This is a genomic window from Pseudomonas sp. S9, assembly GCF_000222125.1.
In the GTDB taxonomy this organism is placed as follows: domain Bacteria; phylum Pseudomonadota; class Gammaproteobacteria; order Pseudomonadales; family Pseudomonadaceae; genus Aquipseudomonas; species Aquipseudomonas segetis.
Genome location: NZ_AFFX01000010.1, coordinates 159331 through 185855 on the forward strand (window position 1 = coordinate 159331; position 26525 = coordinate 185855).

The 26525-nt window shown below is 57.3% G+C and carries 20 protein-coding genes and 2 pseudogenes; 10 read left to right on the forward strand and 12 right to left on the reverse strand.

Annotated features, from left to right (window positions below; genetic code table 11):
• Nucleotides 1-74: 74 nt before the first annotated feature.
• Nucleotides 75-959 (reverse strand): LysR family transcriptional regulator, encoded by an 885-nt coding sequence (locus tag PSES9_RS0118300; RefSeq protein WP_029529643.1) that lies wholly within the window; start codon nt 957-959, stop codon nt 75-77.
• 152 nt (nt 960-1111) lie between these two features.
• On the opposite strand from PSES9_RS0118300, the pseudogene PSES9_RS23890 reads away from it, so the two are divergent.
• The 3 genes and pseudogenes from PSES9_RS23890 to PSES9_RS0118315 all read left to right on the forward strand — a co-directional run bounded on the left by PSES9_RS23890 (nt 1112) and on the right by PSES9_RS0118315 (nt 3663).
• Nucleotides 1112-1756 (forward strand): annotated as a pseudogene (locus PSES9_RS23890) (hydrolase).
• Between the two features lie 83 nt (nt 1757-1839).
• Complete coding sequence (locus tag PSES9_RS0118310) at nt 1840-2856, forward strand: alpha/beta hydrolase (protein ID WP_010489415.1); 1017 nt, start codon at nt 1840-1842, stop codon at nt 2854-2856.
• Nucleotides 2857-3189: 333 nt separating this feature from the next.
• A complete protein-coding gene (locus PSES9_RS0118315; protein ID WP_010489416.1) occupies nt 3190-3663 on the forward strand; it encodes a MerR family transcriptional regulator in 474 nt (157 codons plus the stop codon).
• Between the two features lie 15 nt (nt 3664-3678).
• Here PSES9_RS0118315 and PSES9_RS0118320 read toward each other — a convergent pair whose 3' ends face one another.
• Nucleotides 3679-4683: a hypothetical protein gene (locus tag PSES9_RS0118320; RefSeq protein ID WP_010489417.1), complete on the reverse strand. Its 1005-nt coding sequence runs from the start codon at nt 4681-4683 to the stop codon at nt 3679-3681.
• Nucleotides 4684-4843: 160 nt separating this feature from the next.
• Nucleotides 4844-5593 (reverse strand): annotated as a pseudogene (locus tag PSES9_RS23895) (type 1 glutamine amidotransferase domain-containing protein).
• 244 nt (nt 5594-5837) lie between these two features.
• Here PSES9_RS23895 and PSES9_RS0118330 point away from each other — a divergent pair.
• Together PSES9_RS0118330 and PSES9_RS0118335 are read left to right on the forward strand one after the other, a co-directional pair.
• Nucleotides 5838-7070, forward strand: a complete 1233-nt coding sequence (locus PSES9_RS0118330) for an NADH:flavin oxidoreductase/NADH oxidase family protein (protein WP_010489419.1) — start codon at nt 5838-5840, stop codon at nt 7068-7070.
• Nucleotides 7071-7159: 89 nt separating this feature from the next.
• Entirely contained in the window at nt 7160-8056 is an 897-nt protein-coding gene (locus tag PSES9_RS0118335) for a serine hydrolase domain-containing protein (protein ID WP_010489420.1), read from the forward strand.
• 88 nt (nt 8057-8144) lie between these two features.
• Here PSES9_RS0118335 and PSES9_RS0118340 read toward each other — a convergent pair whose 3' ends face one another.
• Nucleotides 8145-9464, reverse strand: a complete 1320-nt coding sequence (locus PSES9_RS0118340) for a serine hydrolase domain-containing protein (RefSeq protein ID WP_010489421.1) — start codon at nt 9462-9464, stop codon at nt 8145-8147.
• A 398-nt stretch (nt 9465-9862) separates the two neighbouring features.
• Here PSES9_RS0118340 and PSES9_RS0118345 point away from each other — a divergent pair, with 398 nt between their 5' ends.
• Nucleotides 9863-10609, forward strand: a complete 747-nt coding sequence (locus tag PSES9_RS0118345) for a class I SAM-dependent methyltransferase (protein ID WP_010489424.1) — start codon at nt 9863-9865, stop codon at nt 10607-10609.
• 10 nt (nt 10610-10619) lie between these two features.
• On the opposite strand, the gene PSES9_RS0118350 is transcribed toward PSES9_RS0118345, so the two are convergent.
• Nucleotides 10620-11318 carry a hypothetical protein gene (locus PSES9_RS0118350; RefSeq protein ID WP_010489427.1) on the reverse strand — a complete coding sequence of 233 codons (699 nt, stop codon included), beginning with the start codon at nt 11316-11318 and terminating at the stop codon, nt 10620-10622.
• A 240-nt stretch (nt 11319-11558) separates the two neighbouring features.
• Entirely contained in the window at nt 11559-12923 is a 1365-nt protein-coding gene (locus tag PSES9_RS0118355; protein WP_010489429.1) for a CYTH domain-containing protein, read from the reverse strand.
• 109 nt (nt 12924-13032) lie between these two features.
• On the opposite strand from PSES9_RS0118355, the gene PSES9_RS0118360 reads away from it, so the two are divergent.
• From PSES9_RS0118360 to argA, 4 genes are all read left to right on the forward strand, one after another.
• Nucleotides 13033-13710, forward strand: a complete 678-nt coding sequence (locus PSES9_RS0118360) for a TIGR00153 family protein (protein ID WP_010489430.1) — start codon at nt 13033-13035, stop codon at nt 13708-13710.
• Nucleotides 13711-13748: 38 nt separating this feature from the next.
• Nucleotides 13749-15020: an inorganic phosphate transporter gene (locus PSES9_RS0118365; protein ID WP_010489432.1), complete on the forward strand. Its 1272-nt coding sequence runs from the start codon at nt 13749-13751 to the stop codon at nt 15018-15020.
• A gap of 260 nt (nt 15021-15280) precedes the next feature.
• Nucleotides 15281-16447 (forward strand): acetylornithine deacetylase, encoded by a 1167-nt coding sequence (gene argE, locus PSES9_RS0118370; RefSeq protein ID WP_010489434.1) that lies wholly within the window; start codon nt 15281-15283, stop codon nt 16445-16447.
• 179 nt (nt 16448-16626) lie between these two features.
• Nucleotides 16627-17925, forward strand: coding sequence for an amino-acid N-acetyltransferase (gene argA, locus PSES9_RS0118375; protein WP_010489436.1), 1299 nt, complete (start codon nt 16627-16629; stop codon nt 17923-17925).
• A gap of 104 nt (nt 17926-18029) precedes the next feature.
• On the opposite strand, the gene PSES9_RS0118380 is transcribed toward argA, so the two are convergent.
• From PSES9_RS0118380 to PSES9_RS0118405, 6 genes are all read right to left on the reverse strand, one after another.
• The gene (locus tag PSES9_RS0118380; protein WP_010489438.1) at nt 18030-19454 is read right to left on the reverse strand and encodes a nucleobase:cation symporter-2 family protein; all 1425 of its coding nucleotides are present in this window, start codon (nt 19452-19454) and stop codon (nt 18030-18032) included.
• A 140-nt stretch (nt 19455-19594) separates the two neighbouring features.
• On the reverse strand, nt 19595-21442 hold the full coding sequence (ilvD, locus tag PSES9_RS0118385; RefSeq protein ID WP_010489441.1) for a dihydroxy-acid dehydratase: 1848 nt from the start codon (nt 21440-21442) through the stop codon (nt 19595-19597).
• A gap of 303 nt (nt 21443-21745) precedes the next feature.
• Nucleotides 21746-22597: an ABC transporter permease gene (locus PSES9_RS0118390; RefSeq protein WP_010489443.1), complete on the reverse strand. Its 852-nt coding sequence runs from the start codon at nt 22595-22597 to the stop codon at nt 21746-21748.
• 3 nt (nt 22598-22600) lie between these two features.
• A complete protein-coding gene (locus PSES9_RS0118395) occupies nt 22601-23833 on the reverse strand; it encodes an ABC transporter permease (protein WP_010489445.1) in 1233 nt (410 codons plus the stop codon).
• 79 nt (nt 23834-23912) lie between these two features.
• Nucleotides 23913-24986, reverse strand: a complete 1074-nt coding sequence (locus PSES9_RS0118400) for an ABC transporter substrate-binding protein (protein WP_029529644.1) — start codon at nt 24984-24986, stop codon at nt 23913-23915.
• Nucleotides 24987-25113: 127 nt separating this feature from the next.
• Complete coding sequence (locus tag PSES9_RS0118405; RefSeq protein WP_010489450.1) at nt 25114-26232, reverse strand: ABC transporter ATP-binding protein; 1119 nt, start codon at nt 26230-26232, stop codon at nt 25114-25116.
• Between the last annotated feature and the right edge of the window lie 293 nt (nt 26233-26525).

A 26525-nucleotide genomic window follows, 5' to 3' on the forward strand; every position in this document is an offset into this window, starting at 1 on the left:
AACAGGGGCTTGGTCGTGTCTGAAAACAGCACGTCGGCATGCGATGACATGCCAGACTCTGGACTGCACTGGATCTAACCACGTAACTCCTGAACAAGAAAATCCAGAAACACCCGGGTTTTAAGTGGCACACGTTGCGCGCCGGGATAGACCGCATTGATGGAAATAGGAGGGGCTTGCCAGTCACACATCACGGCTACCAGGCGACCTTCTTCGAGCGCTTTTTCCACAATGAAGGTCGGCAATAGAGCAATGCCCATTCCCGCCTCGGCCGCCTGTGCTAGAAGATCCCCGTTATTGGCATGCAAGGGGCCAGTCACCAATACGTTCTGGGTTTCTCGACCATTGCTGAGTTGCAGGCTGACACCACCTTGCAGGTAGCCGTAGTTCAGGCATTGGTGCGTGGCCAGGTCGCGCGGCACCTTGGGTATTCCATTAGCCTGCAGGTAGCAGGGGGACGCTACCAGCACGCGCGGCGCGGGTGCCAGGTGCCGAGCCACGAAAGACGAGTCTGCCAGGCTGGCGATGCGGATAGTCACATCAAAACCGCCCTTTACCGGATCGACTTGCTGGTCGCTGAACACCAGTTGCAACTCGACCTTAGGATGCAGTTGATAAAACTTGGAAATCAACGGCCCTAGCCGACACAGGCCGAACGACATGGGCGCATTGATCCTCAGCACGCCCTGGGTTTCAGCCAGCCCGCTGCGGGCCCGTTGTTCTGCTTCCTCCAGTGAGGCGAGCAGCTCGCGGCAGGCATCGTAGTAATCACTGCCGGCCTCCGTCAGATGCAAGCTGCGAGTGGTACGCAGTAGCAGTTGCACGCCGAGTGAGGACTCCAGCGCTTGGATCTGCTTGCTGACTTTTGAGCGAGGTACCCCAAGCATTCGGGCTGCTGCCGCAAAACCGTTGGCGTTGACTGTAGCTACGAAAGTGCGCATGCAATCTATGCGGTCCAATATTGTCCCCAATTTGGAATCAATGATTCTCGATTTTATGGGATTGTCCCTTATTAAGGCTAGCCCTAAAGTGGCATCCACAGCGCCGGTACAGGCCAGCGCCAAACGACGGCACTACTAATCAGAACCACATGCCTTGGAAGGAAACGCCCATGTCTAACCGCGAACTGCTCAACCCGACCAATTCTGCCCTGATCCTGATCGACCACCAGCCACAAATGGCATTTGGCGTGCATTCCATTGACCGCCAGACCTTGAAAAACAACACGGTCGGCCTGGCCAAGGCCGCCAAAATCTTCAACGTACCTACCATTTTTACCTCGGTGGAAACGCAAAGCTTCAGTGGCTAAAACTGGCCGGAGCTGCTCTCGGTGTTCCCGGAGCAACAGCCGATCGAGCGCACTTCAATGAACTCCTGGGAGGACAAGAAACTGGTGGAAGCCGTCAAGGCAACCGGGCGCAAGAAGCTGATCATCGCGGCGCTCTGGACTGAAGTGTGCTTGACCTTCCCGGCGCTTGAAGCTCTGGCGGAAGGCTACGAGGTGTACATCGTGACCGATGCCTCGGGTGGCACGACCAAAGAGGCCCACGATATGTCTGTCATGCGCATGGTGCAGGCAGGCGCGATCCCTGTGACCTGGCAGCAAGTGCTGCTCGAATACCAGCGCGACTGGGCTCACAAAGATACCTATGAGGCCGTGATGGGCCTGGTGCTTGAACACAGCGGTGCATATGGCATGGGTGTCGATTACGCCTACACCATGGTGCACAAGGCACCTCAGCGCACCGTTTCCTGATCTTTTCATTTGATGGCATCGCAACTCTTCAGACTGGTCGCGATGCCTTTTTCAGTCGAACCCTTACTTGAATGGATATAACTATGAACGCCTTGAAAAATAGCCTGACCGCTTTGACACTCGCTGTTTCCCTTGGCAGCGCCTACGCTGCTGAACCTGTTGCAGAACATCATACCCAGGCATTTCTCGATGCTCTGGCCGCCGGTGGCGGAACGCCAATCGAACAGTTGAGCCCGAAGCAGGCCCGAGCTGTTCTGACTGGCGCACAGACGTCAGTAAAGGTGGATCTTTCCGGCACCGAGGTTAGCGAACGCACCATCACGGCAGATGGCAAGACGATCAGGCTGACCATCGTGCGCCCCGAAAAACAGACCGGCGAGCTGCCTGCTTTCATGTTCTTCCATGGCGGTGTATGGGTGCTGGGCGACTACCCGACCCATGCTCGCCTGATTCGTGATCTGGTGGTCGGCTCTGGTGCCGTAGCTGTATATGTCGACTATACGCCGTCGCCTGAGGCGAAATATCCAACCGCCATCAACCAGGCCTACTCTGCAACGCGCTGGGTGGCGGAGAACGGCAAGGAAATCGGTGTCGATGGTAGCCGCCTGGCGGTCGCAGGCAATAGCGTTGGTGGCAACATGGCAGCGGTTGTCAGCTTGATGGCCAAGGAGCGCAAGGCCCCCGAGTTGCGTTTTCAGCTTCTGCTCTGGCCGGTTACGGATGCCAATTTTGAAACCGCTTCGTATCGCCAGTACAGCGAGGGGCATTTCCTCACAACTGGGATGATGAAGTGGTTCTGGGATAACTACACCACTGATCCAAAGCAACGTGCCGACATCCATGCCTCACCGCTGCGCGCGACATCAGAGCAACTCAAAGGGCTGCCGCCAGCCTTGATCCAGACTGCCGGTCTAGATGTACTGCGTGACGAAGGCGAAGCCTATGCACAAAAGCTGGATGCGGCTGGTGTCGATGTCACTTCGGGGCGCTATAACGGAATGATCCACGATTACGGGCTGCTTAACCCTCTGAGCGATATTCCTGAGGTCAAGGCAGCAATGCGCCAAGCTGCCGGTGAACTGAAGGCCCACCTGAACTGACGGGCCAATGACCTCTCAGCGGTGGTGTTTCCCGCCGCGGGAAGTGGCTCATCTGCAGCGACATAAAGCCAAAGCCCGGCATTGCCGGGCTTTGTCATGCCAAGCGTTTGTCCGTCTCGTATGAGGGGCGGTTATCTCCGGGTTTGGTAATTTTTCTGTTCGCCGTAGTTATTGCCCATTAGCGACGCGCATAGATCGGTCCAGGCCTTGGTTGCCGGCTTGTCGCGGACCTAGCCTGATCAGGTTTTAAGCATTCTGCTTCGCAAACCTTTGGCTGGCTACTGGCTTTAGGTTTAAAGTCAGGATTAAGGTTAATAGCTTTCTGGGTGAGATATGAGAATAGGTGAACTGGCGAAAATCAGCGGCTTGGCGCCTTCACGCATTCGCTTCTACGAGGCCAGCGGCCTGATCAAGTCCGTCGAGCGCAAAGCCAATGGCTATAGGGATTACGCGCCTGATACCGAGTGGGTTTTGCAAATCATTACCGGCGCTCAGGCCGCAGGTTTTTCATTGGAAGAGATCCGGCAGTTAATGCCGATGAATGCCAATGGCTGGCAGCACGATGAGTTGCTTGATGGGCTTAAGCAAAAGGTTGCGGAAATCGAAATCCTGCAGCAACGGCTTTCCCCGAACAAAGCCCAGCTTCTGCTGGTCATCAAGGGTATCGAGGCTAAGCCCGAGGGCATGGCCTGTGCGGACAATGCGCAGATGTTGTTGCATCGCCTGCGTGATGAGGCTGGGGCTTCAGGCCGGGGTGATGCTGTCGCTGCCAAGGGTAAAGCCGCCCGCCAGGTTTCCAAGGCCTGACGGGCACAACAGATCCTAGGGTTCGCCAACCAGGGTTGCCAGCGGTTGCGGTGCGTAGAGCGCGCTCTGGAACTCAGGTACGTATTCGTACTTCATCAGCTTGCCTAGTTTCAGGGTGCGGATGTAGTTCGACAGGCTGCCGTCGCCCAATGTAAGGGTGGCCGAATCCGCACTGCTGCTCGAGCCATGGCTGAGCTGGCGGGAAACGGCATATCCATAGGCCAGCTGGCCTTGGTGATCCAGGTTGGTGAAGCTGCTCGTGACGATATCAATATCACGCGATAGATCGTCGAGCTTCTTCGCAGTGAAGGACAGATCCACTTTTCCGGTCTGGCTGTCGGTGATGGCATAGACCACAGACTGGGCATCCTCCTTGCGCTCAATCTCGGTCAACCATTTCGGCAGGTTGTAACCGACAACACCGCGCACCCGCGCAAGCTCTGTATTGACCGGCAATTTGAGTACATAACCCCAGAAGTCGCCAGACATCGACTGACCGACCAGTGTCAGCGGACCCAGGTTGGAGTGGCCGGGCTTGTTGGTGATGATGGACAACGCGATTTCGTTATAGGTGTCGTTATCGCAATGTTCGTAGTGGTACGCGGTAAAGGCGATCAAGCCACGACCTGGCCAGATCTGCAGGGGTTGCACGCTGTCCAGTACTTCAGCTGGCATCAGTGCTCTAAGCCTGTCCAGATCTGCCGTATAGACAGCCGTGACGCGACTGTTCTGGTAGTAAAAGTTGGGTGAGTAGGATTCAAAGCCGATATCAACCTTGTTCTTCTCCAGCCCTTTGAACCAGCTCAGGTCGACGCCCGGTACTTCAGTTGCAATCACCGACAGCGGCGGGTTGGAGCGGAAGCGGTCGTACAGCCCGCCCTTGACGACGGGCACCTGGTGACCTGCGATATCGATCAGGGTCGTGTCGCTTTGGCTGGGCATTTCCGGCGTCTGCGCCAACGCATGGCTGGTAATGGTGCTGAACAGCAATCCTGTTAAAACGATGCTTGTGAATTTCAATCTGTGTCTCTCCAAGTCGAGTGCATCTGCTTGATGGCGTCGGCCAGGGCCACATTCAGAAAAGCGGCTTGAAATAACCTTAACGTTAAACTTAAGTTTAAGGTCAAGCGTAAAAACAGGGGCAGCTCGCGCGTGGGTTTTCAGCAGGTATGAAGAGGTGTCAGCGTATTGCCCTGTCTGCTGCAAGCTGGCTTACCACCGCTTCAGCTACTGCTTTTGGCGATTGAGGGGTTTGTCCCGTTACGAGCCTGCCGTCGGTGATGACAAATTAAATGAAGGGCAGCCAGTTCTTGCGATAGCGCGCACCCTGGCTCACCAGTGTGCTCTCGAGGAAAAAGGGCACTTGGTTGTTCATGCCTGAAAGGCGCTCCTCCAGATTGGAGAATCCGGTGAGACTCTTGCCCTTGACGATCAAGTGGCCTTGCTCATCCCTTAGCTCAAGCAGGCCTGCAACGCCATGACAGACAGCCGATACAATACCACCCCGGTTGTAGATGGTTTCAGCTGCGCGCCGCAGATCTGGATTCTTCGGGAAATCCCACATCACGCCATGGCCTCCGGTGAAATAGATGGCGCTAAACCGCGCCGGGTCGATATCGGCAATAGGTAGTGTGTTTTGCAAGCGGGCGCGAAAGGCCGGGGACTGCAAGTGCTTGCGGGCAGCCTTGTCCATGTAGAGCCAGCCAAGGCTGCGCTCATCCAGTGGAACCGCGCCACCCTTTGGGCTGGCAAACACCGTTGTGTAGCCGGCCGCCTCCACCACATCGGTGAAGTGCGTCAATTCGGTCAGCCACAGCCCCGTGGTGTCGGCTCGCGACGGATAGCTGGCGTGATTGGTCATGATCACCAGTATCTGGCGATCCTCCACAATTGCGGTTGAAACATTGGGTTCAGCCTTTGCAAAAGTCATGAAAGCACCGCCTATCAATATCCAGGTACAGGAAACAAGGGTCTTGAGCATCATTCAGGCTCGGTTCGTTGTGCGGGTCCTTCATGCTCAGCTTAAACCTCGCTTTAAGGTCAACCCCTTTGTTGCTGGTGCGCTGGCTAATTCGTCGACGCTTCTCGGTGAGGGTCAAATAACATCAAAAAGACATTGACCTTAAAGTTCACTTCAATCTTAAAGTGATTCCATGTCAATTGAGGATCGCCCCATGAATGTGTTCGACACCCTGCAACTTCCCAATGGTTCGACTATCAAGAACCGCATCGCCAAAGCTGCCATGGAAGAGAACATGGCGGACCTGGAGCAAGCGCCATCCGAAGCACTGATGCGCCTTTATCAAGCCTGGGCCGACGGTGGGGCGGGGCTGATCATCACCGGCAATGTGATGGTCGACGGCCGCGCCATGACTGGGCCGGGCGGTGTGGTACTGCAGGATGAGCAACAACTGGAGAAGTTCAGACGCTGGGCGCGAATCGGTCGATCAGGTGGAGCTCAGTTCTGGTTGCAGATTAATCATCCAGGCCGGCAGATGCAGGCAAATCTCGGGCAAAAGACCTGGGCGCCGTCGGCGATACCATTGAGTCTGGGCAAGCTTTCTAAACGATTCGCCACGCCTCATGCGATGAGCCAAAGCGTGATTGAAGAGGTGATTCAGCGTTTTGCCAATACTGCCCTTCTTGGCGAGCAAGCCGGTTTCACCGGTGTGGAAATCCACGCTGCCCATGGTTATTTATTGAGCCAGTTCCTTTCGCCTCTGACCAATCAAAGAACCGACGACTGGGGCGGCTCCCTGGAAAACCGGGCGCGTTTGCTGGTCGAGATTGTCAAGGCGGTCAGGGCCGTGGTTTCTAAGGATTTCGCGGTGGCGGTCAAACTCAATTCGGCCGATTTCCAGCGGGGTGGATTCACCGCCGATGACGCCAAGAAGGTGGTTGAATTACTTAACGACCTGGCTGTGGAACTTGTGGAATTATCTGGCGGCAGTTATGAAGTCCCTGCCATGCAGGGCGAGGCGCGTGATGGCAATACTCTGGCTCGCGAGGCCTACTTTGTAGAGTTCGCGCGTGACATCCAGACCGTGGCCAGAATGCCCATAATGGTCACCGGAGGCATACGGCGGCGCCCGGTTGCCGAAATGGTCGTCCAAAGCGGCGTCGACATGGTGGGTATCGGGACTGCCTTGGCCATTGATCCGTACCTGCCCCGTGATTGGTTCCAGGGTAAGGATAACGCTCCGCAATTGCCGCCGATCACCTGGAAAAACAAAACCGTCGCGTCTTTGGCGAACATGGCGGTCGTCAAGTTTCAATTGCTCAAACTCAGTCGCGACAAGAAAACCCATCCGAATGTGTCACCGCTGCGCGCGCTTGTCCTGCAACAGCTCGCAGCGATCTTTCGCACTCGTCAATATCGAAACTGGGTAGAAAAGCGTCCCATGTGAGTCGATGTTGATTTCAATCGCTCTTGGATTCGAGTACGCGTGGCCTAATGAGATATCTTGTCGGGCCGCTCAACCCTCCAAGGAAGCCAATGCTGAGTTCACTGGTAGTTAATGGTCAGCTTCTCACCAATGATCGGCCAGAGCCGGTGGTGCCCTGGTGGAGTTTTACTAAAACAGTCCTGGCAGCTACAGCCTTGACGCTGGTGCGTGATGGGCTGGTGGGCCTGGACGACAGAGTCGCTGGCCAACCTTTTACCTTGCGCCAGCTACTGCGGCATGAGGCCGGGCTCGCCGATTATGGCGAGCTTGCGGAGTATCACGCAGCCGTTGCCAATAATGAGCCAGCATGGTCGGCGGATGAAATGATGCAGCGCCTTGATGGGGCTCGGCTTCGATACAGCCCCGGAACCGGCTGGCGTTACTCGAACCTTGGCTACTTGCTTGTCGGTCGGCTTATTGAACGGCTGACTGACCTGACGCTTGATGATGCGTTGACTCAACGGGCGCTCATCCCTTTGGGCCTGATGAATGTTCGCTTTGCCAAAACGCGAGCAGATTTACAAAGCACCCATTTGGGACGTGCCGATTATGATCCCGCGTGGGTCTATCATGGCGTGCTGCTTGGCCCGGTTTCGCAAGCTGCGTTATTTCTGGATCGACTCTTCGCTGGGGATCTTCTGTCCATGGAGTTGCTTCAGCAAATGCAGGGCGCACGAGTATTGGGCGGTCCGATTCCCGGGCGGCCATGGATCACGCCGGGCTATGGCCTTGGTGTAATGCAGGGCTCAATTGATGGCGGCCATTCCCTATGTGGGCACACAGGTTGCGGGCCAGGCAGCGTAATTGCCGCCTACCGTATCAGCCATGGGGACGCTTCGGCCTGCTGTGCCGTGTTTGAGGCGGGCGCCAGTGAAGGGGCTGTGGAGTTTCAGGTTGTCGAGCGGCTGATGCAAGTCTTGCGGCAGAAGGGGGCTGAAAGCGTCTAGACCTGTTTGCGTCCCCTCCTGCTTGTTCGGCCTGTACCACATGCCTGGCCAGCGGCTGCAGGGCCGCTGGCCAATAAAGGGGAACACCTTACTTGTCGCTGGCCATCAGCAAGTTGGCTAGGGCCGTGTAGGCTGGCAGTGAAGTCGGATCGATCCGTGAGTTAGTCGCCACCGGATAGGAAGCAAAGCGGGCAATCACCATTTCGGCCTTGGGGTCCACATAGATGGTTTGGCCGTAGATACCACGCGCGGTAAATACCTGATGGTCGTTGCTGGCGACGCACCACATATTGCGGTAGCTCCAGCCCGGCAAGGTTTTGTAGCCTGTCTTGGCAAATTGGCTCTGGTCCCCGCCCTTGCGGATATCGGCAACCACGCTTTCGGGGATGATCTGCTGGCCGTTGAAGTGGCCATTGAGGCGCATGGCTTCGCCGAAGCGGGCCATATCCCGCAGGCTGGCATTGAAACCACCGCCGGCAAAGCCAGTGCCTACTTCATCAACCATGAGATAGGCGTCCTGTTCTGCACCCAGTTTGCTCCAGATCCGCTCTTGCAGCAGTTCGGCAAAGGGTTTGCCCGTTGCCCGCTGAACCACCCAGGCCAGGGCGTCGGAGTTGACGGTCTTGTAGGCAAACGCCTGGCCGTGCTCGCCTTCGACCTTGAGTTTTTGCAAGAAGGCGTACAGCGAAGTGGCGCCAGTGTAGCCGGCAGGACGCGGGATCAGATGCCCAGCGCGGCCGTATTCCCAAACCCCGGCCTTGGGGTCGGCATAGTCTTCGGAGTAATCGATGCTGGTGGTCATATCCATCACTTGGCGCACGGTGGCATTGCCAAAAGCGCTGTCCTTGAGTTCCGGTACATAGCGTGACACCTGCGCGTTTTCGTCCAGGGTCCCGTCGGCAACCAGCATCGCCGCCAGGGTGCCGATAAAGGATTTTGTCACGGAAAAGGCAATGTGCTGGCCTTCAGGTTTTAGCGCGCCAAAGTAGCGTTCGTACACCCGTTTTCCACGATGCAACACCACGATGCCATCGGTGTAGTTGGCCGCGAGCGATTGTTCCCACGTCATGGGTTTGTCGCTGCCTATGGGGGTGAACGTCAGGCTGTCGATATCGTCTCGTTCCGCGCGGGGTAAAGCGCTTATTGCGCCCCTGCCGCGGGACACCTGCACCGTAGGCACTACTTCACGGATATGGGAGAACGACCAGCGAGTGAAAGGAAATTGCAGGAAATTGGAGAAATTCACCACTTTTTCTGCTGCTGGCGGTATGCCTTGCATCAAGCCCAGCTGTTGTGGGGTGCTGGCTTTTGCATCCAGCGGCGTAGTTTCGGTGGCAGCAGAGATAGTCTGGTTTATAAGTAAACCGCCTATCAGACTCAACAACAGCGAATTGCGTCTAAAACTCATACAGGCTTCCCTTTGGCAGTTTTCGTTCGGCGCTATGCGGTGATCGATTGCTTTCGCTTGAACAAGGCTTTGAGCGCTAGCACCTACTTGAACAGTCTTATTGTTGTCCGGAGATCCATGTGCAAGGTTCGCATGCACTTACTCCCAGGCACAGCCAGTCTCCCAGACCGAACAGCTCCGCGCTACCGGCAATGAAGATGAGATAGTCCGTGGTTGTGAAGCCCTTGATCGTTCGCTCTAACCCGAGTGATCAGTCTCCAGTGTTGGCTGCCCAGGTTCGTGCGGGCTGTTTTGAAGATCGACATAACATTCCTTTTGGGAATGCATCTTATAAAATTAATGAATTTTTATTATTTCAGGATGTGGCGTAGCTTGAGTCAAGGACATGGAGAACTGCCTTGAAATCATCGCCGCTGAACTCAGCTGAAAAATTCGATAGCTCACGCGCCAACGAATATGCCCGCCAGAGCCGCATTGCGCTCGCGGGTTACGACGCCTGCCAGGACTTGGCGGCTTGCATGCTGGCGGCAAGCCTGGGTAACGCCCAGCCCGCGAACATATTGGTCGTGGGAGCTGGCGGCACGGCGCAGGAGATTATTGCGATGGCGTCGCTGGAGCCGGATTGGCGTTTCACCGCTGTTGATCCGTCCGCGCCTATGCTGGAGGCCGCAGCGCAACAGTTGAAGACCAATAATCTGCTTGAACGAACGAGCCTGCATCTTGGGTATGTTGACGATCTGGGCGCAGACCAGGCGTATGACGCTGCAACCTTGATCGGCGTGCTTCATCATCTTGAGGGTGACAATGCGAAGCGCCAGATCCTGCAGTCAATCCGGGCTCACCTGAAACCGGGCGCGCCGCTGATAGTCGCGGGCAATCACTATGCCTATGCCAGCCAACCCCTACTGCTTGCCGCCTGGGGGCAACGCTGGCGACAGCATGGTGCCAGCGCCGATGAAGTGAAGGCCAAGCTCGGGAAAATCCTGCAAGGCGCTGACCCTCCGCACTCCGAAGCGGCCGTGCAACAGCTCCTGCATGATGCCGGGTTTGGCGATGCGACCCGCTTTTTCAGTAGCCTGTTCTGGGGCGCCTGGTTGACTTGCAAGGGTGCATTGAGCCGGCCATCTACTCCAAGCGAGCATTGAGCTTAAGTAATTACTCCATTAAGTCTTCGACCAGGTATCGGTCGACAATTTGCGCAATCCCTGTCAATGCGGTACGAATTAATTCCGGTTCTGTGCGGTAGCGTAACGGCGTGTATCCATAAGTGTTGGCGCCGTTGAACGCCGTGATCGGCTCACTGCGTTGCCAGATCAGTTCATTCCCGCGTGTCATTACACCGGTTACGATGATCGTGGGATAGACCACGCTGCTGAACCCTTGGGTCAGGGAAAATCCCCAGCTTGTAACAGTCAGCTGAATCTCTGCATCAGCCTGCACAGTGTCATCGACGACCTTGAAATGATTCTTTGCGGCTAGTTGTTCCTCGAAGCTGTTTTTTACCAGCTCCCCTAAGTCGATATCAGACGACTCCATGTTGTAAAGGATTGCGTCGACGGTCGACATCGATGCAAGTTTGCCAGCCTGCATACCTGCTGCAAAGCCTGCTCCGCTTAGAGCGGATGTGGCCAGGTTCGATGCCCCAGATGCCATACCTATACCTGCACCGACGCCTGCACCCAATGCTGCGCCCAAGGCTTGCTCGCGCCCTAGATAGCTTATCTCGGTGGGTTTCCACAAGACGGGAAGCACCTTGACCGTATTGATCTGGGAGCGGTACTCCTGTTTGAACTTCTGGTTGGTACACCCTGTAAAGAGCAGAACAGCCAATAACAGAACGATGACTCTTTTCATTAGCGACCCAGGATTTAAGGATTATGACCTTGTTATCGTCAGCGCCAGTGGTTTCTGAAGATTTTTGCTGTTCACTCAGCAAGCGCAAAACGCTGCGCCCTAAGCTATAAACCCTATGCGCCAGCGGCTTTGGGCGCCAATGATTTTCATTTTGCGCCAGCGGTGATTTTCGCGGCGCTAGTTGATTCGCCACCGCGCCCGTTGCAGGCGCGGCTTGTCAGTGTTTGCAGCGGGCGCCGCTTATTTAACCAGTTGGCGCCAGGATTTTAGGCTGGCAACGGATATGGCTTGGGCTTTACGGGCATTGAGGCATTCTTCGTCGATGTCCCGCTGGGCCAATTCGCTGAGCTTGCTCAGTTCGCCGTACAGACGGTCAACTTCGGCAACGTCCAAGGTGCTGCGCGCCATCCGCAGCCATGCCAGCAGGCGTTCGGTGCGCGGCAGTTGTTCCGCCAGGTCTTCTGGTTGCTGTTGATAGCGCTTGAGTTGCAGGCTGGCGCCTTCCTCGGCGATCAGGGTTGGCAGCCAGTTGGCCAGTGGCGCGGCGCCTTGGCGATTACCACGGTTGTTGCGTTCAACCGTCCAGCTACGGGCCAACAGCCAGCGCGACAGGTTCAGCGATAACTGGCCCCAACGCTGGTTGTTGAGCTCTTCGGCAAACTGGGCTGGTGCGCTTGCGCGGGCTGCTTCATCCCACTGACCGGCGTGCAGGCGTGGGCGCCAGTCGTTCAGCAAGCTGTCGAGTATCTGGCGCAGGTCGCTGCTGCTGGCGCGTGGCGCAGCTTGGCCCAGGCTGCCGAGCAGGGCGCGCAGGTCGACCAGTTGTTCAAGCCAGTCGTTGAGCAGGCGCCAATGACCATTGAAGCGGTATTGCTCGGCCAGGCGCTGGCTGCTGGCGAGCAGGTGCCAGGCAATCGCACTAAAGGCATCATCAAGGCTCATTTCGCCCTTGAGTTCAGGGGCGGGCAAGCTCAGCGAGTAGCTGGCGGCATCGAATAAACGATAGCCGCGCTCGGCCTTGCTGATGTCGCAGGGCATCAAGGGCAGGTCTGCTGCAAGTTCCGCTGCCAGTTCGAGCAGTGCCTCTGGCTCGCCTTGGCGCAGTTCGAGTTCCAGCTCGCAGATTTCTTCTTCTTTACCGTCGGCAATGACTTTACCGAGGTCCAGGGCGGCCTCGATGACCACTTTGCTTTTGCCACGGCCCCAGGCGATATCGGCCTTCTGGCGAGTAAAGTCAGTGGTGAAAATGGGTTTTAGCTGTTTTTTGTCGAGTTCGGCCAGCGCGGACGGCCAGCAGTTGTCATCCAGCTTTTTCAGATCAAGCTTGGCTTTGGTCAGGTGCCAGTCCCATTCATTGCGTTCCGACAGACCGGCTACACTTTGGCCACGGGTCTTGAGGGTTTGAATGATGGCTTCACCGTCTCGGCGCAAGCGTAAAGCGACCTTTGCTTGAGCCAGGTCACGAGCCGGGGTATCAAAATATTGATTTAATAGCTCATGTTGCTCCCAGCCAGCTTTATTGCGCTTTTTCAGCAAGGGGTGAGCCCGCAGGGCTTCAAGGGTTTCGCGGCTGACACGTAACTTAATTTCTGTTTCTTTGAGCATGATGGTGCGTTTTACGCCTAGTATAATTTGTGACAGTCCGATGACCGTGCTGGCGAGCATAAGGTGCGATCCGTATACTTGCCGCCTTCTTTAATCAGGGGTCCACCCTATGCCAATCAATCCGTTTGTAAGCCTGTTCGGTCGTTCACCCATCGGCCCTATGCAGCAACATATCGCCAAAGCCCACGAATGCGCGGCGAACCTTGTACCTTTTTTCGAAGCCGTTATGGCTGAAGACTGGGACAAGGTAGAACAGGTACAACAGGAAATGGCGCGGCTTGAAAACGAAGCCGACAAGCTCAAAAAGAGCGTGCGCTTGCACTTGCCGAAAAACTTATTCCTGCCTGTGCCCCGTTCGGATCTGCTTGAACTGCTCAGTGTACAGGACAAAATCGCTAACCGGGCCAAGGACATTGCAGGCTTGATGCTTGGCCGGCGCATGACCATTGCCGCATCGCTGCAGCCCGAGATGCGCACTTATGTGCAGCGCTGTGTAGATGCCAGTGCCCAGGCGCTCAAGGCGATGAAAGAACTCGACTCGTTGCTCGAGGCCGGTTTCGGTGGCCGCGAGGCGACCCTGGTTGAGTCAATGGTCATGGAGCTTGAAGAAATTGAGCGCGAGACAGACGTGATGCAAGTGTCTGTTCGTCGTGCGCTGTTCAAACTGGAAAAGGATCTTCCTGCGGTCGATGTCATGTTCCTCTACAAAGTTATCGAGTGGCTCGGGGATGTAGCCGACCGCGCTGAACGTGTAGGTAACCGACTGGAACAACTGCTGGCGCGCTAAGCGTTAGTACTCTTTCTAGGAATGACGGAAATTTATTTATGTCTTTGATTGCGGACTACGGCTTCGTGCTACTTGTCCTTGCCTGCCTTTTCGGTTTTTTCATGGCCTGGGGCGTCGGCGCGAACGATGTTGCCAATGCCATGGGGACCTCGGTCGGTTCACGTGCCCTGACCATTAAACAAGCGATTTTCGTCGCCATGATCTTCGAGTTCGCCGGTGCCTACCTGGCAGGCGGGCAGGTAACCGAAACCATCAAGAGCGGGATTGTCGATGCATCGATGATCAGCCCCGGGTTGATGGTGCTTGGAATGATGTCCGCCTTGCTGGCGGCGGGCACCTGGCTGCTGGTGGCTTCGACCAAGGGCTGGCCGGTTTCGACGACTCATTCGATTGTCGGCGCGGTTATTGGCTTTGCCGCTGTTGGTGTGTCCTTTGATGCCGTGCATTGGTCTGGCGTGATGCCGATCGTGGCCAGCTGGGTCGTGTCGCCGGTGTTGTCAGGCGTGGTCGCATTCGGTGTGTTCATGAGCGTGCAGAAACTGATCATCGACACGGATGAGCCCTTTGCCAACGCCAAGCGCTTTGTCCCGCTGTATATGTTCGCCACCGGCTTTATGGTCTCGATCATGACCATGAACAAGGGCCTCAAGCACATCGGCCTGAACCTCCCCGCGGGTGAAGGCTTTATGCTTTCGGTCGCTGTCGGCGCGGGGGGAATGATTTTGGGCATCATCTTGCTCAGTCGGATCAAGATTGACGTTGAAGCCGATAAAGACTTCCACTTTGCCAGTGTTGAGAAAGTGTTCGCGGTGTTGATGATCTTTACCGCTTGCTCCATGGCATTCGCCCACGGCTCCAACGATGTGGCCAAAGCCGTTGGCCCCCTGGCCGCTATTGTCGGGGTGATTAACTCCGGCGGAGAAATGGTTGGTGCCAAGGCTGCGCTGCCAAGCTGGGTGTTGCTGCTTGGGGCGGCGGGCATCGTTATCGGCCTGGCGACCTACGGCTACAAGGTTATCGCCACCATCGGCAAAGAAATCACCGAACTGACGCCAAGCCGTGGCTTTGCTGCTGAACTGGCCACTGCAACCACAGTGGTGGGCGCTTCGGCCATAGGCCTGCCAGTATCGACCACTCATACCTTGGTCGGTGCGGTTCTGGGCGTTGGTATCGCCCGGGGTATCGGCGCATTGAACCTGGGCGTGATAGGCAAGATCTTCATGTCCTGGCTGATCACCTTGCCGGTTGGTGCCGCGCTGTCGATTTTCTTCTTCTTTATCCTGCGGGCGATTTTTGGCGGCGCTTTATAAGGCCTGGCCATCAACCCGCTAACCTGGGTTGATGGCTAAAAAAACCGCATGGCCCCTCGGGTGCGACAACGCGAAGCTTGTCCACCTTTGCAAGTTCTATGGCCGATACTGGCTCAGCCACGCCGTGGCGGTTTCTGAGAACAGCAGTACGGCACTCCCTGGGGCTGCGTAAGCTTTGCCTTGCACCCTGAAATCAATTCGGTGGTTTAATCTTGGCAGGCGTTGCTTCTATGATGGGGGCTCGCAAGCGGAGGCTGGCCATGAATCTACCGAGCTTTAAAGAGCAATTTGCCGCACTGATTGCCGCGCCGTCGGTGAGCTGCACCCAGGCCCATTGGGATCAGACCAACCGCGCGGTGATCGAGCTGTTGTCGAGTTGGCTGGAAAGCCTTGGCTTTGCCTGCGAGACGCAGGAAGTCACCCCAGGCAAATTTAATCTGCTCGCCAGTTATGGTTCCGGCCCAGGCGGCTTGGTGCTGGCCGGGCACAGCGACACCGTGCCTTTTGATGCCGCCCTGTGGCAGACCGATCCGCTGAAGCTGACCGAGGTCGATGGCCGCTGGCTGGGCCTTGGCTCGTGCGACATGAAAGGTTTCTTTGCGCTGATTATCGAGGCCGTCCGGCCATTGCTCAACCAGCCGTTCAAGCAGCCCTTGCTGATTTTGGCCACCTGCGATGAAGAAAGCTCGATGTCCGGCGCCCGTGCCTTGGCTGATGCCGGGCGACCACTGGGACGAGCGGCGGTGATTGGCGAGCCGACAGGCCTGAAGCCGATCCGCATGCACAAGGGCATCATGATGGAGCGTATCGATATCCTTGGCCAGAGCGGGCACTCCTCTGATCCCAGCCTGGGCCACAGCGCGCTGGAAGCCATGCAGGCGGTCATGGGCGAGCTGCAACAACTGCGTAGACAGTGGCAGGCCGAGTACCACAACCCGCAATTCACCGTGCCCCAGCCCACACTCAACCTGGGCTGCATCCATGGCGGAGACAACCCCAATCGCATATGCGGGCAATGCTCGCTGGAGTTCGACCTGCGCCCGCTGCCCGGCATGCAGCCGGAGGTGTTGCGTGGGGCAATCCAGCAACGCCTGAAACCACTGGCCGAGCAGCATCAGGTCAAGATTGATTACGCACCCTTATTTCCCAGCGTGCCCCCATTCGAGCAAGCGGCCGATGCCGAGCTGGTGCGCCTGGCGGAACGCTTGACCGGCCATCAGGCTGCCGCAGTGGCGTTTGGCACCGAAGCACCTTATCTTCAGCAACTCGGATGCGAGACGCTGGTACTGGGCCCCGGAGATATCGATTGTGCCCACCAACCGGGCGAATTCCTGGAAATGTCACGTCTTGAGCCGACAGTACGTCTGTTACGTGAGCTGATTAAAAGCTATTGTTTGAACCCATCCAGCGAGCAGCCAAAACCTTGAAGATCCTCTAAAAGGGCAACAAGCTGCTGCAACCAACCTGTATCAGGAGGAGCGTACGCGTGACGAAGTCTCAACTGCGACGATAAAACGGCAAGGCTTTGCTTTTTCATCTGTCTGGCGCCGCAAACGTCTAGCGCGCCGTGTTCTGCGTCATGTACTCGACTCACAGGTTTTAGGGAATGCACGATTACGTCAACTGGTTGCGTCACGCCTCACCTTATATCAACGCCCACCGGGACTGCACATTCGTTGTGATGCTGCCCGGCGACGGCGTTGCCCATGCAAATTTCGGCAATATCGTTCACGACTTGGTGCTGTTGCACAGCCTGGGCGTGCGCCTGGTGCTGGTCCACGGTTCGCGCCCGCAAATTGAGGCGCGGCTCAACGCACGCGGGCTGACACCGCACTTTCATCGCGACCTGCGCATCACCGACAGCCCGACGCTGGAATGCGTGATAGATGCTGTTGGCCAACTGCGTATCGCCATTGAGGCACGCCTGTCGATGGACATGGCTGCCTCGCCGATGCAGGGCGCTCGCTTGCGCATTGCCAGCGGCAACTTCGTCACGGCGCGGCCGATTGGCGTGGTCGATGGCGTGGACTATCACCATACCGGCGAGGTGCGGCGTATCGACCGCAAGGGTATTGGTCGCTTGCTGGATGAGCGCAGCATTGTCCTGCTCTCGTCGCTGGGCTATTCACCGACCGGGGAGATTTTCAACCTGGCCTGTGAAGATGTCGCCACGCGCGCCGCGATTGACCTGTCTGCCGACAAGCTGATCCTTTACAGCCCGGAACAAGGTTTGCTCGATGAAGACGGCAAGCTGGTGCGTGAACTCTTGCCGCAACAGGTGCCAGCCTATGTGCAGCGCCTTGGCAGTAATTATCAGGCTGAGCTGCTTGATGCGGCCGCCCAGGCCTGCCGTGATGGTGTGAGGCGCACCCATATTGTCAGCTATATCGAAGACGGCGCGCTGCTCAACGAGTTGTTCACCCGCACGGGCAACGGCACCCTGGTTGCGCAAGAGCAGTTTGAGTCGATCCGCGAGGCGACCATTGAAGATGTCGGTGGCTTGATCGAGCTGATCAGTCCGCTGGAGGATCAGGGCATTCTGGTGCGGCGTTCGCGTGAGGTGCTTGAGCGTGAAATCGAGCAGTTCAGTATCGTTGAGCGCGAAGGGCTGATCATCGCCTGCGCCGCGCTCTACCCAATTGCGGATTCCGATTACGGCGAGCTGGCATGCCTGGCGGTTAATCCAGCCTATCGCCACGGTGGTCGCGGCGATGAGCTGCTTGAGCGTATTGAAGAGCGGGCGCGGGCCCTGGGCCTGAAAAACCTGATGGTGCTCACCACGCGAACTGCTCATTGGTTCCGCGAGCGCGGCTTCAGCCCTAGCGGTGTCGAGCGCCTGCCAGCGGCAAGGGCCTCGCTGTATAACTTCCAGCGCAACTCCAAGGTTTTTGAAAAGCCGCTGTGAGGCTGTGTTGGTTAGCCGTTGCAGTGGTAGCGTCATCCACCCTACAGGGGTAATGCCTGTAGGGTGGACAACGCACCGATGTCCAGGCCACCACTGGCGTCGGGCTACTTCTGTGATGGCTGTTCTGGTAAAAACCAGTTGAGCAGCAGCGCGCTGATACCGCCGGTGGCCACGCCGGATTCCAGCACATTGCGCAGCGCCGCAGGCATGTGCGCAAGAAATTCCGGCACCTGCGACACGCCCAATCCCAGCGCCAGTGACACTGAAATAATCAGCAGGGCGCGGCGATCAAGCTGGATACTGGCAAGAATATTGATCCCCGAAGCCGCCACTGCGCCAAACATCACCAAAAGAATATTGACCCCCGAAGCCGCCACTGCGCCAAACATCACCAAGGCGGCGCCGCGCAATACTGGTTCCGGCACGGCTTGAATCACCCCTGCAACGCTTGGAAACAAGCCAAGCAGGATCAACATCGCGGCAATCCAAAGACCGACATGCCGGCTGGCCACACCGGTAAGCTGGATCACGCCGTTGTTCTGCGCAAACACCGAGCTGGGGAAAGTATTGAACACACCTGCCAGCAACGAGTTGGCGCCATTGACCAGCACGCCGCCCTTGATGCGCTGCATCCATTGCGGGCCGTCCACCGGCTTGCCGGAAATCTTGCTGGTGGCGGTGATATCGCCAATGGCTTCCAGCGAGGTCACCAGGTAAATCACCAGCATTGGGATAAACAACGCCCAGGAAAAGCCAAGCCCGAAATGCAGCGGGACGGGCAGTTGAAAAGCAGCTGCCTGGTGCATGCCGCTAAAGTCCAGGCGCCCCATATAGGCTGCCATTGCGTAACCGGCGGCCAGGGCGATCACAATGGCGACGCTGCGCATCCATACCACCGGGATGCGGTTGAGTATGACGATGATCGCCAGCACTGTGCCCGACAGCATCAGGTTCTCGGCATTGGCGAAGGTGCCATTGCCCATCGCGCTATAGCCGCCACCCATGCTGATCAAGCCAACCTTGATCAGCGTCAGGCCAATCATCAGCACCACGATGCCGGTCACCAGCGGCGTAATCAGGCGTTTAACAAAGGGCAGGATGCGTGATACGCCCATTTCAACGAATGAGCCGGCGATGACCACGCCGAAAATGGCCGCCATCACTGCTTCCACCGGGGTGCCTTGCTTGACCATCAATGCGCCGCCTGCAATCAGCGGCCCGACGAAGTTGAAGCTGGTGCCTTGCACAATCAGCAAGCCAGCGCCAAAGGGGCCGAAGCGTTTGCATTGGACAAAGGTGGCAATCCCGGAGATCACCAGCGACATCGACACGATCAGGTTGGTGTCGCGGGCCGACACGCCCAGCGCCTGACAAATCAACAAGCCGGGGGTGACGATGGGAACGATGATCGCCAGCAAGTGCTGGAGTGCCGCGACCAGGGCAATCAAAGGCTTGGGCCGGGCATCGGGGCCGTACACCAGTTCGCTTTGAGTCGGCTCAGGTAGGGGAGAATCTGCCAGGGAAGTCATACAGCCGTCCGCCAAAAAGCCGCGATTCTACAGAATTGTGCTTGGGTGGACGATGTTTGGCTGACCTGAGGTCCGCCGTGGGTTGTTCAACGCTGTGGGTAAAATGACGGAAGCCGCTATAAAGCGGCTTCCGGTATGGCTCAAGGCACCAGTTTGTCGAGCAATGCCTTTTCGCGCACCGCGCCTTTGTCGGCGCTGGTGGCAAGCAGGGCGTAGGCCCTGAGCGCCGTGGTCACCTTGCGGGTGCGTGGCGCTGCTGGTTTCCAGCCTTTTTTGTCTTGCTCGGCACGGCGTGCGGCCAGTTCTTCATCGCTGATCAACAGGTTGATGCTGCGCTGATGGATGTCGATAAGGATCTTATCGCCTTCCTGAACCAGGCCAATTGCGCCACCGGCAGCGGCTTCTGGCGAAGCGTGGCCGATGGACAAGCCGGAGGTGCCGCCGGAGAAACGACCGTCAGTGAGCAAGGCGCAGGCTTTGCCCAGGCCCTTGGATTTCAGGTAGCTGGTTGGATAGAGCATTTCCTGCATGCCCGGGCCGCCCTTGGGGCCTTCGTAGCGGATAATGACGATATCGCCTTCCTTGACCTCGTCATTGAGGATGCCCTTGACCGCGCTGTCCTGGCTTTCGAAGATTTTGGCGCTGCCTTCAAACACATGGATCGACTCATCGACGCCGGCGGTCTTAACCACCCAGCCATCGAGCGCGATGTTGCCGTAGAGCACGGCCAGGCCGCCTTCCTGGGAGTAGGCGTTGGCCACGCTGCGGATGCAGCCATTGGCGGGGTCGTCATCCACGGTATCCCAGCGGGTCGACTGGCTGAACGCGGTTTGTGTTGGAATGCCAGCCGGGCCGGCACGGAAGAAGGTATGCACCGCTTCATCCTGGGTCTGGGTGATGTCCCATTGGGCGATCGCTTCAGCCATGCTCGGGCTGTGGATGGTCGCTACATCGGTGTGTAGCAGGCCGCCACGCGCCAGTTCGCCGGGGATCGAGAAGATCCCGCCGGCACGGTGCACGTCTTCCATGTGGTATTTCTGGATGTTCGGCGCCACTTTGCACAGCTGCGGGATCTTGCGTGACAGGCGGTCGATGTCGCGCAGGTCAAAGGCAATCTCGCCTTCTTGCGCGGCGGCCAGCAAGTGCAGGATGGTGTTGGTCGAGCCGCCCATGGCGATGTCCAGGCTCATGGCGTTTTCGAATGCCTTGAAGTTGGCCACGTTGCGCGGCAGCACCGAGTCGTCGTTTTCGCCGTAGTAGCGTTGGCACAGTTCGACCGCCAGGCGACCGGCGCGCAGGAACAGTTGTTCACGGTCCGCGTGAGTGGCCAGGGTCGAGCCATTGCCCGGCAAGGCCAGGCCCAGCGCTTCCATCAGGCAGTTCATCGAGTTGGCGGTGAACATCCCTGAGCAACTGCCGCAGGTTGGGCAGGCGCTGCGTTCGTATTCGGCAACTTTCTCATCCGATGCGTTTTCGTCAGCGGCAATCACCATGGCGTCAACCAGGTCCAGGCCATGATTGGCGAGCTTGGTTTTGCCCGCTTCCATCGGCCCGCCGGAGACGAATACCACCGGGATGTTCAGGCGCAAGGCAGCCATCAGCATGCCGGGGGTGATTTTGTCGCAGTTGGAGATGCAGACAATGGCGTCGGCGCAGTGGGCGTTGACCATGTATTCAACCGAGTCGGCGATGATTTCGCGACTTGGCAGCGAATAGAGAATGCCGCCGTGACCCATGGCGATGCCGTCATCGACCGCGATGGTATTGAATTCCTTCGCCACGCCGCCGGCTTTTTCGATCTCGCGGGCGACCAGTTGGCCCATGTCCTTGAGGTGGACGTGGCCAGGTACGAACTGGGTGAAGGAGTTGGCGATGGCAATAATCGGCTTCTTGAAATCCTCATCCTTCATGCCAGTGGCACGCCATAGGGCACGGGCGCCAGCCATGTTGCGGCCGTGGGTGGGGGGTTTCGAGCGATAATCAGGCATGACGGGTTCCTGCAGCTAATAACGGTTGGCGGGCGCCTGTGAAAACAACTGCGGCGGGTAACTCAGTGGTTTTTACAGGCGCCCTTATATACGTAGGGTGAGCCGGGTTCAGGCACAACGCAAACGGAAATGTCCGGGTGTTGGTCTGAGGTCGCTTGTGGCGCAGGGTTAGCGCTGCAGCGACCAGCTCCGCCGAGGTGTGGCAGGGGACTTCTGATTCTAATCCCTGCAAGCGGTTTGGCGAAAGGGTTGCTGCAACTTACGGACGAGTCGTTCGCCGGTGCCGACGGGGCAACTGGCTGGTCAGGCCTCGACGCCACGCAAGCGTGCTGAGCGGCGGCGCAGCAGTTCGATGGTCACCAGCATGATGATCGAGAGGATGATCAGCAGCGTGGCAATCGCCAGAATGCTTGGGTTGATCTGCTCGCGCAGCCCCGAGAACATCTGCCGGGGAATGGTGCGCTGCTGCGGCCCGGCCATGAACAGGATCACCACCACTTCGTCGAACGAGGTGATAAAGGCGAACAGCGCGCCGGAAATAACTCCGGGGCGAATCAGCGGCATGATGATGTCCCAGAACACGCGGACAGGTCGTGCGCCCAGGTTCAGGCCCGCTCGCACCAATGAATAGTCGAAGCCCGCCAGAGTTGCAGTCACCGTAATGATGACAAAGGGTGTGCCGAGCGCGGCGTGGGCCAGGATCACCCCAAGATAATTGCCTGCCAGGCCAAGGTCCGAGTAGAAGAAGAACATACCGGCGGCGGTGATGATCAGCGGCACAATCATTGGCGAAAGCAGTAGCGCGGTGATCAAGCGTCGCGCAGGCATGTCGTCGCGCGCCAGCCCAACTGCGGCACAGGTGCCCAGGGCCGTGGCGATGATCGTTGCGCAGATGCCGATAAAGAAACTGTTCTGGATGGCCAGAATCCATTTCGGATCACTGAAGATCGCGCTATACCAGCGCAATGAATACGCCTCGGGCTGGAACGTCAGCATGCCCTTGGTAAAGCTAAAGAAAGGTTCGGTGTTAAACGACAGCGGGATGATCGCCAGAATCGGCATGATCAGGAAAAACAGCACCAGCCATGAGGTGCTTTTCAGCAGCCATGAGCCGAGTCGATACCAGAAACCGAAATATGCAGGAGCCTTGGTCATGATCTAACCCAACTTGATATTGCTGGCGCCGACAAAACGGTCGTACAGCCAGTAAAGCAACAGAATCAGCGCGAGCAATAGCGAGCCCAGCGCGGCAGCCAGTTCCCAGTTGTTCGAGCGTTGCATGTGGAAGGCGATGATATTGCTGATCATCTGGCCGTCGGTGCCGCCGACCAGTGCCGGGGTAATGTAGTAGCCGACCGAGATGATAAAGACCAGCAAGGCTCCAGCGCTCAGGCCGGGCAGGGTCATTGGCAGGTAGATCTTGGCGAAGGCCGGGATGGGTTTATCCCCCAGCGACAAGGCGGCGCGCATATAGCTTGGGTCAATGCCGCGCATCACGCTGTACAGCGGCAAGATCATGAATGGCAACAGAATGTGGGTCATGGCGACCACGGTGGCGAACGAGGTATAGAGCATCTCGAACGGCTCATTGGTCAAGCCGACGCCCATCAGGAACGAGTTGATTACCCCGTTGGTCTGCAACAGTGCAATCCACGCCGTGGTACGCACCAGTAGCGATGTCCAGAACGGCAGCAATACCAACACCAGCAGCAAGTTCGCGCGATTTTCCGAAAGGCCGGCCAAATAGTAGGAAAGCGGGTAGCCCAGTGCGGCGCACAGCAGGGTGATGACCAGTGCCATGGTCAGGGTCTTGCTGTAAAGCTGCAGGTAGATTTGGGTCTCTTCGCGTACCTGGATGCCTGTGTCGGGCTTCAACTCAAGGTCGAGTGCAGTCAGGTAATAGTCGTAGGTGTATTTTTCGCCTGCGCGCTGGATGGCATACCAAAGATCGGTGCGTTGCCACTTGGGGTTGGCGTCGAGCAGGGTTTGGGCGCCTTTGTCCCTGAGATCGTCTCCCTTGAGCTTGGCGACTTTACGGGCGGTGGATTTAACCACGCTGGACATGCCGGTGTAGGCTCGGTTGAACTCCTCTGCGAGCTTGCCGGACAGGCGTTCTTTGGCCAGCCCATTAAGTTCGACAGCAAAAATCTGCAATGTGTGCTGATCGGGTACGGCTTTACCGTCCCAGTCTTTCAGGGCTTCGAGGGTGTGCGGAATCAGCTCGGCCACAGTCGGGTGATGCACGCTGCGCCAGAGCATGCTGGCGATGGGCGCAACGAAGGTCAGTAAAATAAACACCAGCAGTGGCACCACGAACATAAACGCAGTGATGCGTTTCTTGCGTTGTGCGCTGGCTGCTTGTCTGGCTTCGGTGGTGGTTAACGATGACAAGCCTGAACTCCGTCGTCCTGGATAAATGGTCAAGCCCGCTGAGCCATGGTGGCTCTGGCCCAGCGGGTGGCGGATTTACTTACTTGAGCAACCACTCGTTGAATTTTTCACCGAGCGACTCGCCGTAGTCGGCCCAGAACTCAGAACCAGCACGGATGCCTTTGTCCAGGTGCGCTGTTGGCAGGTGCGGTGCGGCGGCAGGGTCCATCATAGGCGTCGAAGATTTGCGGGTTGGGCCATAAGCCACATCGCTCATGCCTGCCAGGGGTTTGGATTGGGTGGCGTAGGCGATGAATTTGAACGCCAGGTCTTTTTTCGGCGAACCTTTCAGCACTGCCCAGGCGTCGAGGTCATAGACGTGGCCGTCCCAGACGATAACGAAAGGCTTGCCTTCCTTGCGGATCGAGTCATAGAAGCGACCGTTGGCCGATTGCACCAGCACCGCGCCGCCGTCGTTAAGCAGTTGTGGTGCCTGCGACCAGGAGTCGAACCAGACGATGTCTTTCTTGATGGTGTCGAGCTTCTTGAAGGCGCGTTCCTGGCCTTCAGGTGTTGCCAGCACTTCATAGACATCCTTAGGCGCAACGCCGTCAGCCATCAATGCCCATTCCATGTTGACCTGAGGACGCTTGCGCATGGCGCGCTTGCCTGGGATCTTGGCCGTGTCGAAGAAGTCGGCGATGCTGGTTGCCTTGGTATTGCCGATGGTTTTTTCGTTGTAGGCATAGACTACCGACCAGACAATATTGCCGATGGCGCATTCGTTGGACAGGGCGTCGGGGATGAAGTCTTTTTCGGCCGGTGTACCGTCTGCGCCAGCTGGCAGGATGTCATGCGGAATGGTTTCCAGCAGCCCTTCGGAGCAGGCGCGCTCGAGGTCGATAACTTCAACGTCGACCACGTCCCACTGGATATTGCCCGACTCGACTTGAGCCTTCATCTCGGCAACGCCGCCCGAGTAATCCTCGAACAGAACCTTGACCCCAGTGTCTTTCTGGAAGGGATCGATCATGTGGTTCTTTTGCGCAGCGCCATATGAGCCGCCCCATGAAACCACGGTCAAGCTTTCCTCTGCGTGTGCCCCCAGCGACGCCAAACCCATGGCGGCCGCTAGGGCGAAAGCGGAAATTCCATTCCTCAGTGATCTAGCCATATCAGTGCTCCATTACCTGTTTTTATGTGGTGGAAAACTACTGCTCTAGAGGTTGTTGCGACAGTCCATTGCGTTGTTGATCGGTCATGACCTCGCTCGCTTTTGGCGTGGCTATGCTCGGCCGTTCCTAGGTAGCTGCTTGAGCCTGTGGCCGGTCCAGCGCCTGGCTGTCTATTGCCAGCCAGGCCAGTGCGACCTCTTCTTGGGCGCTGAACTGCGGTGCAGAACTGTCGTTGAGGTTCTTGACCACCAACTCGGTCTTGTCTGCAGTTTCGAACTGGTAGCGAATGTACTCACCGACATAGTGGCGGGCGACGAAGCGTGCCTTGATCTGGTTGCCGGTGGTGCCAAGCCGATCGGTAAAGGTGAGTTTCTCGGGGCGGATCGAAATGGTGGTCGGCGCGCCGATTTCAGTGCAGTTGGCCTTTAGGCAACTGACCTGTGCGCCGTCTTCGAGACGCACTGTTACTGTGTCGGTCTCGACCGAGGCAATGGTGCCCCTGAGGGTGTTGCTCTCGCCAATAAAGCCTGCAACGAACAGGTTGGCCGGGCGCTCATACAAGACGTGCGGCGCCGCGCATTGCTGGACAATGCCATTGTTGAACACCGCAATGCGGTCGCTCATGGTCAGCGCTTCGGTCTGGTCATGGGTGACGTAGATTACGGTGAAGCCCAATTGGTCATGGAGGCGCTTGATTTCAAACTGCATCTGCTCGCGCAGTTTCTTATCCAACGCGCCAAGGGGTTCATCCATCAATACGATATCGGGGGCGAAAATCAGCGCGCGGGCCAGTGCCACGCGCTGGCGCTGGCCACCGGAAAGCTGGCCGGGATGGCGATTGCCAAAATCCTGCAGTTCAACCAGCTCCAGGTATTCATCGACCTTGGCGTTGATTTCATCCTTGGCCATCTTGCGAACTTTCAAGGGGTAGGCAAGGTTTTCACGCAGGGTCATGTGCGGAAACAGCGCGTACTGCTGGAAGACCATGCCGATGTTGCGCTGGTAGGGCGCAATGCTGGTCACAGGGCGGCCGTTGATGAGGATTTCGCCGCTGGTTACGTCTTCGAAGCCAGCGAGCATCATCAGGCAGGTGGTCTTGCCTGAGCCAGATGGGCCGAGCAGGGTGATGAATTCGCCCTTGGCTACATCGAGGTTGAAGTCTTTGACCACAAGGCTCTTGTGGTCGTAGGTCTTTTTTACGTTGGTGAATTGCAGGAACGGTTTGTCCCCAGCTTGATCAGCCATACAGCCATACATCTCCCCGCCCGAAAACAAAAACAAGCTCCGGCTCATGACCAGAACCTGTGTACTTTTTTCAGCAGTAGCGCCTGCTCATCTGCGATCTGCTGTTATTGACCCGTTTATGCACCAGAGCAAAGCAATTAACACGCCAAGCCAAACAAATGGTCCATTTGATGGGGCGTAGGGTCGATAAAATCGGTCGCGAGCTTGGCACTTGGCCATCAAGGTGTAGAAAGCAGTAACAGCAGCAGGGCAAAAAAAGTAACGGGCACCGATCTGCTCGCACCGCATTAGTG